The organism is Paenibacillus sp. CFBP13512 (assembly GCF_005233705.1).
GTDB classification, from domain to species: domain Bacteria; phylum Bacillota; class Bacilli; order Paenibacillales; family Paenibacillaceae; genus Saccharibacillus; species Saccharibacillus nuruki.
The window spans coordinates 135,006-152,398 of sequence record NZ_QGAD01000008.1; the positions used below are offsets into that span (position 1 = coordinate 135,006).

The following is a 17,393-nucleotide window of genomic DNA, read 5'->3' on the forward strand; positions in this document are numbered from 1 at the left end:
AGATGTGTATATCACAGCACATACCTTTTGGCTTTTGGTGTACATCAAAGTTTTTATTTGGCAGGTTGAGCAATCTCTGCTTCCAGTGACCCTGGATACGTGGCATCTGCGAATTTGTAAATAAAGACTTTCGCATACGCATTGTCCCCAATATCATCAAAGCTCACTTTAGTCGCAACACCTTCAAAATCTTTGGTCGCACGCACGGCATCTCGTACCGCATCACGAGCAGGTGCTTCTGTTCCTGAACCCATCGCTGTTTTGATTGCTTCTAACATGACCGTCATCGAATCATAAGCATAGACAGAGTACCCTTCTGGATTTTTACCAAAAGCTTCTTTATAACGTGCTGTCCATTCTTGTCCATCTGGCAATTTACTGATATCTCCTGCTACTGAACTGTACAATGCCCCTTTAACATCTGCGCCAGCAATATCCACTAACCCTGAAGAATCCAGCGCATCTCCGCCCATAATAGGAGCCATAATCCCTTTATCTCGGGCTTGCTTAATCAACAGACCTGCTTCTGCATACAATCCACCGAAAAATATAAAATCGGGCTTTTGGGTAGCCGCAATATTAAGTACACCGTTGAAATCTTTTTCACCGACGGTGATTCCTTCATAGCCTGAAATAGTTGCTCCTTGCGCTTGAGCGGCATCACGAAAAGCTTCCGCCAATCCCTGACCGTAAGCTGTTTTGTCCTGTATAATAAAAATGTTTTTGGCACCTACTGTTTTGACAGCATATTCAGCTGCCGCAGGGCCTTGAAAATCATCACGTGCCACAACACGGTTTACCACTTTGAGTTTGCGATCTGTAAGTTCTGTAGCGGTACTTGCAGGGGAGATCATCGGAATGTTGTATTTTTCGTAGACAACCGAAGAAGGGATAGATACACCGGAGTTCAAATGTCCAATAACGCCTAGCACTTGTTGATCTGCACCGATCAATTCAGCATTGGCTACCCCTTTTTTGGGATCACCTTGATCATCATAAGGAACCAATTCAAGCGAGTATCCTAATTTGCTAAACTCTTCTTTGTGATCTTCCATCGACATCTGAGCACCAAGCTTAATCGCTTCGCCTTGGATAGAGCTACCACCGGATAATGGGGATTGCGTAGCAATTTTGATCACTTTATCACCTGTGCTTGCAGTCGAACCACCAGCTGAACCCGAAGAACTTGTTGCTCCATTTCCACACCCTGCCAGTAATCCTGTAATCAATGCTGCGACCATCAACCCACTCCACTTGCTTCTCATCATAATCCCCCTTTAATAATGTTAACTTTAGTAACACATTAAATTAACTATGTTGCTTATTTCTTACATCAGTATAACGATATCCATTATATTATTCAATTAGAATTTATTTCTTCTTATTCCAAATAATATAATTAATATTGATTATTAACTGATTTATGCTTATTATACTGTGAAATTTTAGGTTATCAATACTTATTTTATTCTTTTTAACTGATTTATGAATTAAAAGGTTATTATTTTATAAGGCCTCGCTACCCTTTTATAAATGTGAGCTTATTGTACATAATCATTTAATACCTTTATAAATAAAGCTTGAATAGCTTTTTATGTTATTTTATGTAACATTTAATTCAGAAAGAAAAAGCCAGAATATGATCGTATCTTCGTGGTATCCAAAGATAAAATAAATTCTGGCTTCACTACAGAATAACTTTAAAAATAACAGCCTCAGTCACACAACAACTTGAGTTTTTTCACATTTGGCAACTTACTTATTATCGATCTGTTCAACCGTACAACCTAATCCACGCAGAATATAAACAATCAGTTCTTCTAGCGGATCGCCTTGTTCTACAAGCTGAATATCTAATAATGTTACTATCGTTAATGACTTGGCTTCATTACTGCCAAATAAAATACTGCCCATCACCTGCAAAAAGGTATGATCTAGCGAATGAAAATGGAATACACCTTGTTCCCGACCTGCTTCTAGGTAATGGCGAAGTAACAACCATACCGGAAGAGTATACTTTTGAATGATATCGATCCGCTCCGAATGTAACGTAAATTCCTGATGTACAATATCAGAAATCTCAGGATCAGATTTACAAAAGCGATACATCTGTTCAATCAATCGCTTCATACCTTGAATCGGATTCATTTCTTCATGACGAAGCTGTTCTGAAAATACAGGAATCGGGATAAATTCCTGCAACATAGCTTCGAATAAAGGCTCTTTCCCACCATAATAGTAGGACACTAGAGAGATATTCGCATTTGCTTCTTTGCAGATTTCTCGTACCGAAGTCGCTTCAAATCCTTTAGTTGCTGCTAATTTTTTGGTTGCTTGTAAAATTCGCATTTTAACATGGTCTTCACCTTTATCCACCACGTTCACTTCCCTGCCTCTAATTCCTTAAAGCCGAAAATAAATCCATTTGCAATAACACTCTGCAATGTTAACGATTTCCAGCTCATATTCTTTCTATAATACCATCAAGATTCGGCAACCGCTACCAATGGTGAGACAGGCATCTTATCTTTGCGTAATGACGTTGCAATAGCGATCACAATAAGAGCAAAGACCATAATTAGTATAAGTGCCAGACAATCTTTGCCTACACCGGTGCCACCGAATAATAGATTCATTAATCCTTGTACAGCATAGGTCGCTGGAAAAGCAGACCCGATCCACTGGTAAAAGTCAGGTAGTAATTCGCGCGGCATCATCGCTCCCGAAGACACCAATTGTACAGACAAAATCAAAATATTAAATAGCATACCCGCCATATCAAATACAAATAAAAACATCTGTGCAACCAGCATAAATGTTAATAAGAATAGCGCTTGGAAGCCCCATAACGCCATAAATCCATGCCCCAATTGTCCACCGAACAAGGCGACGAGAGAAGTACCTACCAGTGACACCACAATCGAAGCGCCTGCGGTAACTAACAATCGCACAGACATGCGTGACCAACGTCCGAACCGACTTGCTAATGCTTTGGATGAAATTTGGAAATTCTGTCCCATAATCATTGCCCCTACATAGGAAGCTAGGATCATCATCATTGGAACCATCTGGTTATTCATGCCTTGTACAGGATTAACTGATTGAATATCCGAGACAACACGCTGAGACATCATCGTTGCCGCTGTTTGTGCTTGATCATCGGCAAGTTGTCCAGCAAATACACCTTTAAGCCCACTTTCAACAGCCGCTCGATTAACAGTGGCTGTCACTTTGTCCGCAATCGAAGTCATCATATTTTTGATCATAATTGGATTGGATTCATTGATAAAATAATGCAATTGCGCAGGAGTCTGAGATTGTACAGTTGATGAAAAATCAGCTGGAATCTCAATAATCATCTGTACATCACGTTGTTGCAATTGTTGCTGAGCTTCAGCTAACGTCATTCCTGTCTGCACGCCAACAGGTAGTGAAGATTGTAGATTGGTAATCAACTGCTCTCCGTACACTTTATCTTCATTAACAACAGCTACCTTCAATTGATCCAACCGATCTGTTATCCCGTGATAGCCTGTCATCCATACAATTGTAAAAATAAGCTGAAACAAAATCGCTGTGGCAATCCCTACTTTGGTTGTAGGTAATTTCATAAATGCTGCAAAAATAGATTTCATATTTCCCCCTGTATCGGCTATGTCTACCGTTCACTTTATTTTGTACATTTAAACAATCGTTTTAAACGACTGTTTGATAACTATAGATTTTGAAAACGATTACTGTCAATCTTTATTTTAAATTTTAGATATGTATGGTGTTCAGACGATAAAAAAGCATCTAGCAACTTGCACCAGATGCTTAGAAAATATGTAATTCTATATAAAGAATATACATACTCCTCTACTATTATTTAATCTGTACTGACCTTAACGTTCTCCTTTTAACACCTCTATCATCAATTCTCCACCTAAACGAAATCCATATGTAAATGAACCTGCACGATCCATACTATTCAACTGGTAATACAAGTCCCACATGGTTTCCAGTTCTAACCATTCTTCTGGAGAAAGCTTCACTTTCCACTCTGCCATTTTCGCTGATATTTGCTCACTGATCTGTGTATATTCTGCGCTCTGAGATACAGCTTTTTCATCTGGACGTAGGTTGCCGTAGTAGATACTTTCTAACACACTGCTCATAATTTTGTATCCTTTCTGTAGTTGAGGATATATATTCAATAGGATTGGCTGAATACCTTATAATCATCATATACTACAGAGTGAGCAAGCCTATTTATTTATGCGAAAGTCGCATACATTTAGTTTAAGATAACTTTAAATACTATAACTAGATATATCCCAATTGAAGGAGGTATTTATTAATGAAAATGCGTATTCCATTAATCGTTTTATCTTTGGGGATAGCCTTATTCTTGTCCCATTATGTAGGTCTTGTCTGGAATGATAGTGCTAAAAATGTATCTTATATGTTATTTATGGTAGCGCTAATATTTGCATTTGAGAAAACAAAAATCAGTGAGAAAAAAGTCAATGTATTTGCGGGGATTGGTGTAGTAATAGTTGGTTTACTTTTTGAAATTGTGACTGAGCCTAAAGACTGGTCTTATCTGCTTGGAGTGTTAACTTAGGATTCTACAAATGTATAATTCAATATACTCTTCTTTTCTTTTTCGCAAATGGAACATATAAATATGTATTGTTGTATAGAAGTTAGATATCTACAACTAAATTAAACACAACTAGCTAATCGCAAAAAGAGCTACCGCATCTTCCTTGCGGTAACTCTTTTTTGTTTATCCAACCCTCAATTCAAAGCCGCAAAAGTCTCCACCAACGCTTCATTCACATCCACATGCGTGTATCCCAAATCTCTTGCCACCGCCGCATACGTCATTCGACCCGCCGCTGTGTTTACACCTAATTTCAAAGCAGGATTACTTTCAAGTGCTACTCTTAATCCTTGCTTCGCAATCTGTACCACATAAGGTAGAGTCGCATTCGTTAACGCCATCGTCGATGTTCTTGGCACAGCACCCGGCATATTCGCTACAGCATAATGCACAACACCATGCTTCACATAAGTCGGTTCGTTATGCGTCGTAATCCGATCAATCGTCTCGACAATGCCGCCCTGATCGATCGCTACGTCAACAATCACAGAGCTAGGCGACATCGATTGTACCATCGCTTCAGTCACTAATTTCGGTGCTTTGGCTCCGGGAATGAGTACTGCTCCAATCACTAGATCCGAAGCGGCTACCGCTTCTGCAATATTGTAAGGATTGGAGATTAACGTCTGGATCGATGAGCCAAAGATATCTTCCAGTTGACGCAATCGGTCTGGGTTCAAGTCCATAATCGTGACATCGGCTCCCAAGCCGATAGCCATTTTGGCGGCATTGGTTCCAACAACTCCACCGCCAATAATCGTCACTTTTCCTTTTTTCACACCCGGTACACCACTGAGCAAGATACCTTTTCCTCCATGAGGGCTTTCAAGGAACTGTGCACCGATCTGACTTGCCATACGTCCAGCCACTTCGCTCATTGGCGTGAGTAACGGTAAGGTACGGTTCACTTCTACCGTCTCATAAGCAATCCCGATCACTTTGTGCTCAATTAGAGCAGCAGCCAGCTTCGGTTCTGCGGCAAGATGGAGATACGTGAATAGAATTAAGCCTTCCCGAAAATAAACATATTCGGAGGGTAACGGTTCTTTCACCTTCAACACCATATCTGCGGTAGCCCAAACTTGAGAAGCTTCGTCCAGCATCTGTGCTCCTGCTTGTTCGTAGACACTATCGGTAAATCCACTACCTGTGCCTGCTCCAGCTTGAATATAGACCTCGTGCCCTGCTCCGCTCAATGTTGCTACACCCGCAGGGGTGATGGCTACCCGATTCTCGTTATTTTTAATTTCTTTCGGGACTCCAATTCTCATGCCAGTTCCTCCTTTAAGGTACGTGCTTGCTCTACCTCATCATTATAGGATAGATAAAATGTCATGTAATCGTCTAATTATCCAAATTTGAAGGTTTTAGTTTGTGTAAAAATACAAAAGATTATCTTATATGTTATATAATCTAACCCGATAATTTTCAGTAAGCAAAAATACTAAAAAATTGATCAGAAATTTTACATGATAAGACAATCTTTATACTACATATATACCCTTATTGAGATTCTTCTAATAGCAAAAGCTTGATTTCCAAATATAAAGTTACTTTTTGCGCCATACTGTTCAGATCGATCTTGCCTACTTCAGCGATTCGTTTAAGTCGATAATTCAAGGTGTTGGTATGCACATGCAATTGTTGTGCGGCTAATTTGGCATCGCTATTGTGATCTAGAAATACAGCTAATGTATGCAGTAAGTGACTATGATGCTCTTGATCATAAGCGGCTAGCGTATCCAGTGGCGAAGTATACGCTGGAAATTGCTCGGCTTCTTGCTTCATTGCATACAGATAACGGTAAAACCCTGCCTGCGGATAATATAAGATCGAAGATGTCTCAGGTAATTGGCGGTGTAACATCAATAGATGCTGTGCTTCGTTATAACTACGACTAATCTCTAGCAATGATTGCACCACACTACCTGCTCCATACTCAATAGAAGAATGTGGCAGTAAGGTATAGAGACGATCTACTAACGGAATAATCGTTTTTTCGACAGCAAGAACTGAAAGAGCTGTTTTGGCTGTACTACATAATAGAATCAATCGATGTTGTTCCCGTACATGAAGAACAATGCGTACAGCATGTTCGTTAGCGGCTTGAGATGCTTTTTCTAACCAATCGTTTATTGGCGCGCTATCCTCTTGTTCGATCATAAGAATGTATGAATACGCAGGCATTTGAATACCGACTTCACGGGCTTGGATGAGAGCTTCTTGTTCTGAAGTAAACCGACCTTTTAATAAACGATTGAAAAAGTCGATACTTTGTTTACGCTTTTGCATTTGAATCATTTTGGATGCGGCGAGGTTAGCACTATATTTTAATTGTTGGATTTGCTCGGGGGTAAACGAACCGTTATTTTCAAGCAACCAGATATAACCGATCACTTCATCATAGTGTCGGATTGCGATTGCCATTCGATTATTGAGACCAACCTGACTCATCCCCTGAACATGTACCGGTTCCCATGTGTCTAGTAGTTGTTGCATAGCTCCTGATTCGTACAAGGCTTGCACCACATCTGCTGGAACTTTGCGGCCCACGATCGTAGCAATGCGTGCAGGATCGGAATTAGGATCATGAGAACTATATGCCAGTAGGCGATGTTCTGCATCTTCTATCGTTACAGGGGTATCCATCACTTCGCTTATTTTTTCGACCAATGTTTGTAAATTATCAATATCCACTTCGTTGATTTTTGGGATCATAGTACACCACCTGTAGTCAGCAATTTTACCCGTTCGATACATGATAGGCTTTATTGAATATACTGTTTTTTTCTGGAATTTACAATTCTGGATAATTCAATTGACATTCATTGCAAAAAAACCTGTTGATCCTGATCCACCACATGAAGAGTAGCAGATCGAACAACAGGTTTTAGATAGAAATCATATCATTAGATGATTATTAATAATCGTGGAAGAAAGTTCGATATAAGATATTTCTTCTGACAAAAATCACTTTTTACTGTATCAGAAGAAGTCTTGCTTATAGTGACAAGCACTGAATGTTAATCAAATTCGGCTTCAGCTTCAATATCTTTAAGCCATTTGCGATTTAGTGAACGGCGATAAAGCCAGACAGCTACTAAGCCTGCGATAAATGTAAGAATCATACGCATCGGATCGCCTGCGCTTGCAAGTGGCAACCACAGTAGAAGCGTGATCCATACTTGTGTCTGTGTGATCAATTTCACCGTTTCCAGACGTTGCGATTCAGGTGGAATTGGATAGATCGACAACCAGAGCGTATCGGTATGTTGCTTACGCAAACTGGTCATCTGCATACCTGCTAATAGAATAAACAGCAGATAGACAACAATCCCGAACCACGATTCACGAGTGATCAAAACAAATACCACACCGATAATCACAAAGCGGATTAAGATCGGTAATAATTCTCCGCGCACTAATGTTTTGGAAACGAGAAAACGGAATGATTTGGCAGGCACCCAGGGTACTCGATTCCCGACAAAAGATAACCAGCGACGATGGCTGACTTTACGCTCCCCATTCGGTACATCGACAAACCAACCAAGTAGACGCATCACGCCTGCGGCATGATTTTTTTCAGTCGCAATCAATCGTTCCCAGGGTACCGATGCTTTGCCAGGAATACGCAATAGCACGATATAGACGAGAGCGATCACGACGACTGCAATCAGTGCAGTCATTAGTGGCAACCAGAGAAATGCCGCCAGTAATCCGATAATCAACACATAACGCAATAGACGATAACCAACACGAGCAGCCGCTGTATTCATACGCAATTCTTGCCAGCTTCCATAACTACCGAGCAATTTGGCAATAATCAGCACAATCACAAGTAGACTTAACGACTTGGCATTCATGTCTGCTCGGACGTAGAACGGAAAAGCGACCAGTGCTAGAATCAACAACCAGATCGTTTTCCCAATCACACTACTACGCCATGCTGGAGCAAAGTATTCACGCATTCGCACTTCGAGTGGCAACATAAAGACAATATCTGCTGTCCGCATATACGTACGCACACTACCGTAAATCGCTAATGGTGTAAATAAAATCAGTAATATCCAGTGTACAGGCAGACCTTGAGGTACATTTTGCAAAAACGTGGTATACCATGCTGCAAATACAATGAGCAGAAAAAAAGTGACGATTGCGAGTCCGCTTTGCATCACATAGCGTAAATAAGGAAGCACTTCTCCCCAAAAAGCTTGTTGCCTCTGCTGACGTAACTTGAGCAGATCATTCATAATTACAGTCCATCCTGAACCAGATCATAGAAAATCTGTTCGAGTGGTACGTTCTGCTGACCCGTCTGCTCACGAATCTGCTCTAATGTCCCTTGAATAATCACTTTTCCTTTGTGCAACACAATAAATCGATCACAATAATTTTCGATGGTGGACAAAATATGTGAACTCAGCAAGATCGATGATCCACTTTCTTTGGTCTGTACCATAAAATCAAGTAATGAACGAATCCCCAGCGGATCAAGTCCCAGAAAAGGTTCATCAATCACATACAATGGCGGAGCCGCTACAAAAGCACACATAATCATGACTTTCTGCTTCATCCCTTTAGACAAATGCATCGACAGACTATCTTCTTTGTCTCCCATATTAAACAACTTGATCAAATGAGCGGAACGTTCTTCATAATCCGCTTGGCTCACATTATACGCACGAGCGGTAAATTCAAGATGTTCACGCACCGTCATTTCTTCGTACAATTGCGGAGATTCTGGTACAAAAGCAAGAGAAGCACGGTACTGCTCGGTTTCTTTTGCCAGTGTAGATCCTTGAATCCGAATCTCACCTTGTTGCGGCGTCATCAATCCCAAAATATGCTTCATGGTTGTGCTTTTTCCTGCACCATTCAGACCAATCAGTCCAATCATCTCACCGCGACCGACTTCAAAGCTGATATCATGCAGGACAGGCTTACCACGACTGTATCCACCACTCAGGTGATCCACGTTAAGTATAGCTACCTGTTCCATTATTGTTACCTCACTTTTCGTCTTGAGATGCAGCCCGTTTTTCTTTTAACCATTTCGGTGCACCTTTACTTTTGGTATCTACTTTTGGTTTGCGTTTCTTTTTATCTGTTTTCGGATTCACTTTAGCCGCAGGTGGCGCTGTTCTCGGTTTAGGTGAACGCTCTGCCGGGCGAGCTGTTGGTGTACTGCTATTCATATTCGATTCTGTCGTCACAGGAGATTCCACCGATGAACGAGGTTCAGCAGATTTGGTTTCTTTTTTGACCGCTGGTGTAGACGTAGGGCGAACAGAACGAGCTGCCGCCGCTTCTGCACGCGAAGCACGATACGATTCTTCACGTTCTTGTTGTTGCTCCAGTGTCAGTACAGCTCCACCTTTTAATACATGCTCTTGCAGATCAATATGAAGGGCATCGGCAAATTTACGCATAATAAACCGTTCACGTTCCGTAATAATCGAAGCAGCTACTCCTTGTTTACCCATACGTCCTGTACGTCCACTACGATGTACATAATGATCAGTGTCAAACGCAGGATCAAGACTAACGACCAGATTCAAGCCTTCAATATCCAATCCTCGCGCTGCTACATCTGAAGCGACAAGCACTTTGATTTTGCCTTCTCTAAATTGAGACAATACCGTACTACGAGTTACCTTGTTCGCATCTCCATACAATACGCGCGCAGATAGACCCAGATGGTTCAGCTTCGCTTCCACTTCTGCAATATCATTGGTATCGTTCACGAATACCAGTGAACGTGGAGAATTGTAATGGCGTAATACACGTCGTAGAATTTCTAACTTATCTCGTTCTTCAGCTACAAAATACACATGTTCAATCCCTGCGGATGTACGTGTATCTGGTTCGATACCGATTTCGAGCAAGTCATTCATTTCACGATTCGCTAGTGTCAAAATCTCTTCGTTCACTGTAGCGGATAAAAACACCAGTTGACGATCTTTGCGTGTACTGCGGATAATTTTCTTCACATCTCCGCCACCACCAAGTCCAATCACTTGATCGACTTCATCGACAATCAGTGTGTTCACAAGGTGCATTTTTAACTTACGTAGATTGATCAATTCACTAATCCGTCCAGGTGTACCGACAACGATTTGCGGATGACGTTTGAGCTTCTCGATCTGGCGCTTCATTGCTGCTCCACCGATCAGACCCAGTGTCATAATGCCATGTTCTGCTCCATAACGTTCACTTTCACGTACGATCTGCATTGCTAATTCTTGCGTAGGCGCTAAGATCATCGCTTGTAATTGCTTACGTTCTGGATCGACCTGTTGTAACACAGGTAACAAATAAGCCAGTGTTTTACCACTACCTGTTTGCGATTGAGCGATAGCATCTTTTCCTTCAAGCAAATGAGGAATAGCCTCCGCTTGTACTGGAGACGGCTCCGTAATTCCATAACGTTCCAGCACATCATTCAACCATTCATGGATGCCTAGTCCGAGAAAATTCACATTTGATTCCATACATTTCATCCTTTCAAGCCCTTGAATCATTTCATAAGTACAAACTATTCAACACTTGTTTATATTCTAAAACATTGTAAACAGACAGAGTACAACACTCTACTATTATATGCGAAAACAGAGAGGACACCAAATATAATCATAACGCACCAAAAACCGGTTCTATGCGAACCGGCTGGATCACTCTTTTTAGTGTGGAATGCCTTTATTTTCGATCAAACAAACGATATGTTAACCGATCAATAAATCGTGGGAAAAGTCCGTATATACGCATAGCAGGAATCGCTATTCGTGGTAAATCCAGTTCTTCTTTGCGCTTTTCCATCACTTTCACAATATCCCGAGAAACTTTATCTGTTGTCATCATAAATTGGCTCACATTTTTGACATAATCCCCTGAAGGATCTGCACGATCAAAAAAGGCTGTCGCAATCGGCCCTGGATTAATAGACGAAATTTTGATCTTCGTTTCTCTTAATTCTTGTCGCAAGGCATTGGTAAATCCGAACACCGCATGCTTAGTTGCTGTATACGAGGTCGATTTGGCTGTCGGGAATTTACCCGCCAGTGAAGCGATATTCACAATCTGTCCTGTACCTGCGGCTAACATATGAGGAAGCACCGCTTGTGTACAACGTACAATACCTAGATAATTGACATCGATCATCGTTTGGTAATCTTCGATCGGCATTTCAGCTATCGTTTTGAATTGTCCGTAGCCAGCGTTATTAAGCAAAATATCGATCTTACCGTATTGCTTAATGACTTGTGCGACTACACGCTTCACATCCTCATCTTGCTGAACATCCATTCGAATAATCTGATGCTCACCTTTCAATTGTCTGGATAACGTCTGAAGCTTATCTTCAGAACGTGCTGTCAGAATCGGAATTGCTCCTTTTTCGACTAATAATGAAGCAACTCCTGCACCTAGCCCGCTAGAAGCACCTGTGATAAGAACAACTTTATTCGCAAGTTTTACCATATTGTCGCAGTAAACATACTGCATTCCTCCCTTTTATCACCAACCCGAAATCTATAAATTACCAGTAACCTCTATACCCTCTGCTGACTGTAACCGTTCACTAATCCATGTATGAAATTGTTGCAAAAACAGCTGTAGTTCTTCCTCTTCTCCATTCTGTTGTTGCAATTCTGCTAAGATATCCATCCATATTTCTTTACCAATAGGATTATCCCAACATGGATCGAATTGATTCATCGTTTCCATCGTGTATGGATGTATCAGTGGAAATCGTTTGTCCAATAACGGACGAATATAATTAAAATCTTCATTATATATAAACAACATATCTTTGAATGAAATCTCTGTTTGATTTTCTTCCTTATTAAAAGGGGATAAATGAAATCCTATATTTCTTTTGGGCCCTTGATAACGGTAGATCAGCACAGGTATCGAATTGTTCGCTTGCTTTGCCATGTTCCTCCTCCTGCATGTCTTGATGGTAAGACTTTACAAAATTCTTTTTCATTATACTTTGATCCGTCTGAACTGCCAAATCAGCTAACGATCTATTGATTTACTTATAGGAAATTATTTCCTAAACATCAAGAAAACATGTTATATTTTAGTCAGTTATTTGGCGATTATCTTAGTGATAGAAGATGTTGTGATAATACTGCCAAGCGCTGGATGGTAAGATATTTTGCTTGGCAAAAATCATTTTTGATTGTACTAGAAGAAGTCGCGCTTATACTGCCAAGCGCTGGATGTAAGATATTTTGCTTGGCAAAAATCATTTTTGATTGTACTAGAAGAAGTTGCGCTTATACTGCCAAGCGCTGAGGAGGGGTTATATATGTATTGTAATCATTGTGGGGCAAATCAGCCGGATCATGCTGTTTTTTGCAGTCAATGCGGAGCCAAGCTTCAGACGCAATCCGAATCCACAGTACCGAGTGAGCAGGAGATAGATAAAGAGCAGACTCCTGTCGATTATTTAGATCAACTTCGTTCTGATCAATCTTCAAATCATACCGATTCCGAACCTACTCTTCCTATTGCTAATAAACCGATTCATCGCGCAGAACCTGCATCATCGACTGTATCTGTACCACCATCAGGATCACCACCCTATCGGTCTACTTCTCCAGCCCGTCATCTTACATGGATTATACCGACTGTACTTTTGCTGGGGATCGCAGGCACTTTATTTTGGTGGTATCAACATCAACAAGATATCAATGTACAAGTCACTCAATTGCATCAAGAAGCCAGTCAGCTGGCATTGAAAGGGCAATATGAACCAGCTCTTGCCAAAATCACGCAAGCGACTACATTACGACCCACCTATGCTGTATTAACAAAAGATCAGACTATGATTGAGACAGCGAATCGTATTCATACTAAATTGGAAACGGTCTCTTCTAATCTTAAACAAAATCAACTTGAACCCGCTGAGAAATCATTAATCACTTTACAAAAAGCGTTAGATACTCGTAAAGAATCTATATTTGAGCAAGAAAAAACACTAGCTAATCGCAATCAAGATTTGTTAGCTGTCCTTAAAGTGAAAAAAGAATTGGATCAATTAGATACGATTGATGCGCTGGCATACAAGCTAGACGAAGTGGATCGACTGAACAATCAAGAAGCCAAAGAAGTACATCAACTGATTATTAACAAAATCATCACGATCAGTATGAAAAATGCTGAAAAACTTCTCCAACAGAACGATTTTAGTCAAGCAACAGCAGCCGTCAAAGCAGGGCTACAATATTCTAGCAAAGACGAAAAATTGTTATCTTTACAAAAACGTATCACTTCTGAAAAAGAAGCTTTTGAACTGGCTGAAAAACAGCGTATTGAACGAGCGATTCAACAAGCCGAAGAAGAAGATTTGAAAAACCGAACAGCCGGCGTAGAATTATTGAATGTAGATACACAACTGAACGAATACGGTGATATTGAAATCTATGGCGAAGTTAAAAATGTAGCCACTAAACCGATCTATTCAATCACTGTCTATTATTCCGGTTATGATGCGGCAGGCAATTATCTATTCTCTTCTTCAGCGTCAGTAGAACCTTACGATTTAGAACCCGGTGCAACCGGATCTTACAGTGCTTATGAATATGATTGGTATGAAGAAGTAACTGTACAGATTGATAATATAACATGGTATCTGGAATAAGGAGGAGCCTATATGAATAAAGGATGGATATTTAGCAGTATTGCCAGTGTCGTGATTATAGCAGCAGGTATAGGTTCCTTCTCGTATATCAATCGTACAGTGCCTACTCAATTACCGAACAAGCCTTTGTTAGCGAGTACGACTGCCCAAACAGCCAGTCAAACAAACACAGGCACTTCGACACTGAAAGATGTTATTTTTAACACTCAGAAAAAAGTAGTGATGATTGAATTGGAAGATGGATCACTAGGATCAGGATTTCTGTATAACGATCAGGGAGATGTTATTACTAATGCGCATGTCGTGGCAGGGGCACTGAATGTTAAAGTCAAAACAGCAGATGCTCGCACACTAACAGGCAAAGTGATTGGTATCGGAACAGATACGGATATTGCAGTGGTTCGTGTACCAGAACTGGTAGGCACTGAACCTTTAAAACTAGCTCAAAAAGGTTCGGCGGATGTAGGCGATAATGTACTGGCACTCGGTAGCCCGCTTGGCTTACAAAATACGATCACTACAGGCATTATTAGCGGAGTTGGACGTGACTTTACGATCGATCCTTATGTGTATACCAATCTGTATCAAATCTCTGCACCTATCGCTCCCGGTAATAGCGGAGGTCCACTGATTCATGCAGACACCGGTGAAGTACTGGGCATTAATTCAGCGATGGCAAGTGAATCCAATACGATTGGATTTAGTATTCCAGTAGCCGAGATCCAAAAAACTGTACAAAACTGGTCTAAAACCCCAATGAAAGATGTACCAACTACTTCTGCATCTTCTGAAAATGTCGATGATGAGATGCCTTCTGTCCAAGATGAAGCGCAGTATATAGTCAGTTACTTTTATGAAAGTCTAAGTATGCAAGATTATGTAACTGCCTACTCTTTACTCGGCAGTCGCTGGCAAAGTAATCTATCTTATGCTGATTTTCGGCAAGGATATATCAATACAGGGGCTGTTTCTATTGATTCGATTATTGCCACCAAAGACGGAGAACAGGTGAAAGTCACTGTAGAGATCACCGCCGAAGAGCGCAAAGATTCTGGTAATGTCTACAGTTCTTATAAGCTCCATTATATTTTGGCATATGAGAATGATATTTTGAAAATATTAAGTGGTGAAGGTAAAAAAATGAGCTCTTAACGCTATATAGCCTATGTTATCCGTCGTTGCACCTTTTTATACTCTCATACCAAAAAACCTCTTTAACCATAATGACTATGGTCAAAGAGGTTTTTTGATTCTCTTGTAAAGATAAGAGATCGTACTTGAATAGCTTCCCGATTAAGAGATCATTACTTGAATATCGAGTTCTCCGATTCCATCCATTAACAAAGGAATTGTTAATGCTTTGGTGGACACAAATCCAGTCATGGCACTAGTCTTCATTACCTTTGGAGGTGTAATGTCTACTGTAACGCCTTGATTAGACAAAATGGTACTTGCATTACCACTAATCATATTACCTAACTCTGAAATAGCACTTTGGCTCATCTCATCCATTTCTGTAATGACAAAGCCGCCCATCATTGCTGAAACCATACGTAAAGCTACAGCTTCTTCAATTCCGAACATAATATCACCACTCATTTGCCCGGTCATTCCGATTTGAATCCAAATATAACCGTCTACTAGTTCCATATCCTTGATACCAAGGCTTCCTGTAGAAGGAGCCACTTGTACTACTTGTCCAATGACGAGTCGAGCAGCTTCCAAAAATGGATTGATTACTTCCGCTTTCATAATTCGTTTACTCCCCTTTACAATTGGGTTCATATTTAAATACAACTTTTGACCTATGATGTTAATGGATATTATACCTTATAACCTAGTTCAAATCATCTAGAATCATTGCTGTATATTCCATTTTTTAATAATTTTTGTAAATCTACTACTAATAATCTTATGAATCGACATTTTCCAGTAAATTTGTTGCTCTTTTTTTATGGATCTTAGGTCTTTTTAACTGTCTTTATCTATTATCGGTCGCAAGCACTGATTTATGTACATTTTATATGAATAGATTTTAAACATTTCTTAGTACATTGATGCTTTTTGTGTAATCCCCTATAATTTAAAATAGGTATCGATTGTTGAATACTTCATCGGTTAGGCAAGTATTTAACAATTTGGCATACATAAGGAGGAACTCATGAATATCAGTCAATTGGAAACCTTATTGACCATTTCGAGGACAATGAGCTTCCGTAAAGCAGGAGAACTACTTAATCTGACTCAACCTGCGGTATCTGCTCAGATCAAAAGTCTGGAAGATGAATTCAAAACGGTACTGGTCGATCGTAACCAACCGGTTACATTAACCGATCAGGGTGTTGTTTTTTTAGAGCATGCTGAACAGATGTTAGCGATTGTTGAACAATTAAAACAGCGGTTATCCGACTTGGATGAGACTCCGCAAGGGCGGATTACGCTTGGCACTCCAACTTCGATTGCAATTCAAATTTTACCGAGAGTGCTTTCATATTTCCAGGATCAATTTCCACTGATTCAGACGATGATTCATTCGATGTCTTCTTCCCAGGTCTATCATAGTGTGGAAAATGGTCTGGTTGATGTAGGTATCAGCTACCTGATCGAACGCAATCCGAATTTGAATACTTCGATTTTGTATTATGATATGTTTGAGTTAGTCGTTTCTCCACAGCATCCTTTAGCTCGTACCAAAAAAGCACATATTCAAGATCTACAACAGTTACCTCTTATTATGTTATCTCCAGATACGGTAGGTCGCCGATTTGTAGATGAAGTATTCAAAGAACATGGGATTGAACCTCAGATTGTAATGGAGCTGTCTAGTAGTGAAGAAGTAAAACGGATGGTTGAGATTGATCTTGGTGTCGCGATTATCTCTAGACAGTCGATTACCAGTGAATTGCGTCATGGTACACTGGTGATGATTCCAATGCCAGAATTCGAGGTAAGTCATCCTGTAGGTCTAATTTATAAATCAGGTCGATATTTGAACTCAGCCATGCGTCAATTTCTAGATGATCTCAAAGGCATGCCAGCCGATCAATTTATCAGTACAGAGTAAGATATTTTGCTTTGCAAAAATCATTTTTGATTCAC

At 40.3% G+C, this 17,393-nt stretch carries 16 protein-coding genes; 4 read left to right on the forward strand and 12 right to left on the reverse strand.

Going from position 1 to position 17,393, the window contains the following annotated elements:
- Positions 1-53: 53 nt before the first annotated feature.
- The 4 genes from PaeCFBP13512_RS13450 to PaeCFBP13512_RS13465 form a co-directional block, all read right to left on the reverse strand.
- The gene (locus tag PaeCFBP13512_RS13450; RefSeq protein WP_137223715.1) at positions 54-1,265 is read right to left on the reverse strand and encodes a branched-chain amino acid ABC transporter substrate-binding protein; all 1,212 of its coding nucleotides are present in this window, start codon (positions 1,263-1,265) and stop codon (positions 54-56) included.
- A gap of 490 nt (positions 1,266-1,755) precedes the next feature.
- Entirely contained in the window at positions 1,756-2,376 is a 621-nt protein-coding gene (locus PaeCFBP13512_RS13455; RefSeq protein ID WP_069326267.1) for a TetR/AcrR family transcriptional regulator, read from the reverse strand.
- A 107-nt stretch (positions 2,377-2,483) separates the two neighbouring features.
- A complete protein-coding gene (locus PaeCFBP13512_RS13460) occupies positions 2,484-3,635 on the reverse strand; it encodes a YhgE/Pip domain-containing protein (RefSeq protein ID WP_137223717.1) in 1,152 nt (383 codons plus the stop codon).
- A gap of 249 nt (positions 3,636-3,884) precedes the next feature.
- Positions 3,885-4,157 carry a DUF6809 family protein gene (locus PaeCFBP13512_RS13465; RefSeq protein WP_137223719.1) on the reverse strand — a complete coding sequence of 91 codons (273 nt, stop codon included), beginning with the start codon at positions 4,155-4,157 and terminating at the stop codon, positions 3,885-3,887.
- A 182-nt stretch (positions 4,158-4,339) separates the two neighbouring features.
- Between PaeCFBP13512_RS13465 and PaeCFBP13512_RS13470 the strand changes: the two genes are divergently transcribed.
- Positions 4,340-4,606, forward strand: a complete 267-nt coding sequence (locus tag PaeCFBP13512_RS13470; RefSeq protein WP_137223721.1) for a hypothetical protein — start codon at positions 4,340-4,342, stop codon at positions 4,604-4,606.
- Between the two features lie 176 nt (positions 4,607-4,782).
- Here PaeCFBP13512_RS13470 and ald read toward each other — a convergent pair whose 3' ends face one another.
- From ald to PaeCFBP13512_RS13505, 7 genes are all read right to left on the reverse strand, one after another.
- On the reverse strand, positions 4,783-5,919 hold the full coding sequence (gene ald, locus PaeCFBP13512_RS13475; protein ID WP_137223723.1) for an alanine dehydrogenase: 1,137 nt from the start codon (positions 5,917-5,919) through the stop codon (positions 4,783-4,785).
- Positions 5,920-6,151: 232 nt separating this feature from the next.
- Entirely contained in the window at positions 6,152-7,366 is a 1,215-nt protein-coding gene (locus PaeCFBP13512_RS13480) for a PucR family transcriptional regulator (protein WP_161594270.1), read from the reverse strand.
- Positions 7,367-7,671: 305 nt separating this feature from the next.
- Entirely contained in the window at positions 7,672-8,898 is a 1,227-nt protein-coding gene (locus tag PaeCFBP13512_RS13485) for an ABC transporter permease (RefSeq protein WP_137223727.1), read from the reverse strand.
- Positions 8,899-8,900: 2 nt separating this feature from the next.
- A complete protein-coding gene (locus PaeCFBP13512_RS13490; protein ID WP_069326259.1) occupies positions 8,901-9,647 on the reverse strand; it encodes an ABC transporter ATP-binding protein in 747 nt (248 codons plus the stop codon).
- A gap of 10 nt (positions 9,648-9,657) precedes the next feature.
- Complete coding sequence (locus PaeCFBP13512_RS13495; RefSeq protein WP_069326258.1) at positions 9,658-11,139, reverse strand: DEAD/DEAH box helicase; 1,482 nt, start codon at positions 11,137-11,139, stop codon at positions 9,658-9,660.
- A 205-nt stretch (positions 11,140-11,344) separates the two neighbouring features.
- Entirely contained in the window at positions 11,345-12,124 is a 780-nt protein-coding gene (locus PaeCFBP13512_RS13500) for an SDR family NAD(P)-dependent oxidoreductase (RefSeq protein WP_069326257.1), read from the reverse strand.
- Positions 12,125-12,175: 51 nt separating this feature from the next.
- Positions 12,176-12,580 carry a hypothetical protein gene (locus PaeCFBP13512_RS13505; RefSeq protein ID WP_137223729.1) on the reverse strand — a complete coding sequence of 135 codons (405 nt, stop codon included), beginning with the start codon at positions 12,578-12,580 and terminating at the stop codon, positions 12,176-12,178.
- Between the two features lie 379 nt (positions 12,581-12,959).
- On the opposite strand from PaeCFBP13512_RS13505, the gene PaeCFBP13512_RS13510 reads away from it, so the two are divergent.
- Together PaeCFBP13512_RS13510 and PaeCFBP13512_RS13515 are read left to right on the forward strand one after the other, a co-directional pair.
- Positions 12,960-14,294 carry an FxLYD domain-containing protein gene (locus PaeCFBP13512_RS13510; protein WP_137223731.1) on the forward strand — a complete coding sequence of 445 codons (1,335 nt, stop codon included), beginning with the start codon at positions 12,960-12,962 and terminating at the stop codon, positions 14,292-14,294.
- 12 nt (positions 14,295-14,306) lie between these two features.
- The gene (locus PaeCFBP13512_RS13515) at positions 14,307-15,446 is read left to right on the forward strand and encodes a S1C family serine protease (protein ID WP_137223733.1); all 1,140 of its coding nucleotides are present in this window, start codon (positions 14,307-14,309) and stop codon (positions 15,444-15,446) included.
- 141 nt (positions 15,447-15,587) lie between these two features.
- Here PaeCFBP13512_RS13515 and PaeCFBP13512_RS13520 read toward each other — a convergent pair whose 3' ends face one another.
- On the reverse strand, positions 15,588-16,046 hold the full coding sequence (locus PaeCFBP13512_RS13520; protein WP_069326253.1) for a chemotaxis protein CheX: 459 nt from the start codon (positions 16,044-16,046) through the stop codon (positions 15,588-15,590).
- Between the two features lie 409 nt (positions 16,047-16,455).
- Here PaeCFBP13512_RS13520 and PaeCFBP13512_RS13525 point away from each other — a divergent pair, with 409 nt between their 5' ends.
- Positions 16,456-17,358, forward strand: a complete 903-nt coding sequence (locus PaeCFBP13512_RS13525; RefSeq protein ID WP_069326252.1) for a LysR family transcriptional regulator — start codon at positions 16,456-16,458, stop codon at positions 17,356-17,358.
- Positions 17,359-17,393: the final 35 nt, after the last annotated feature.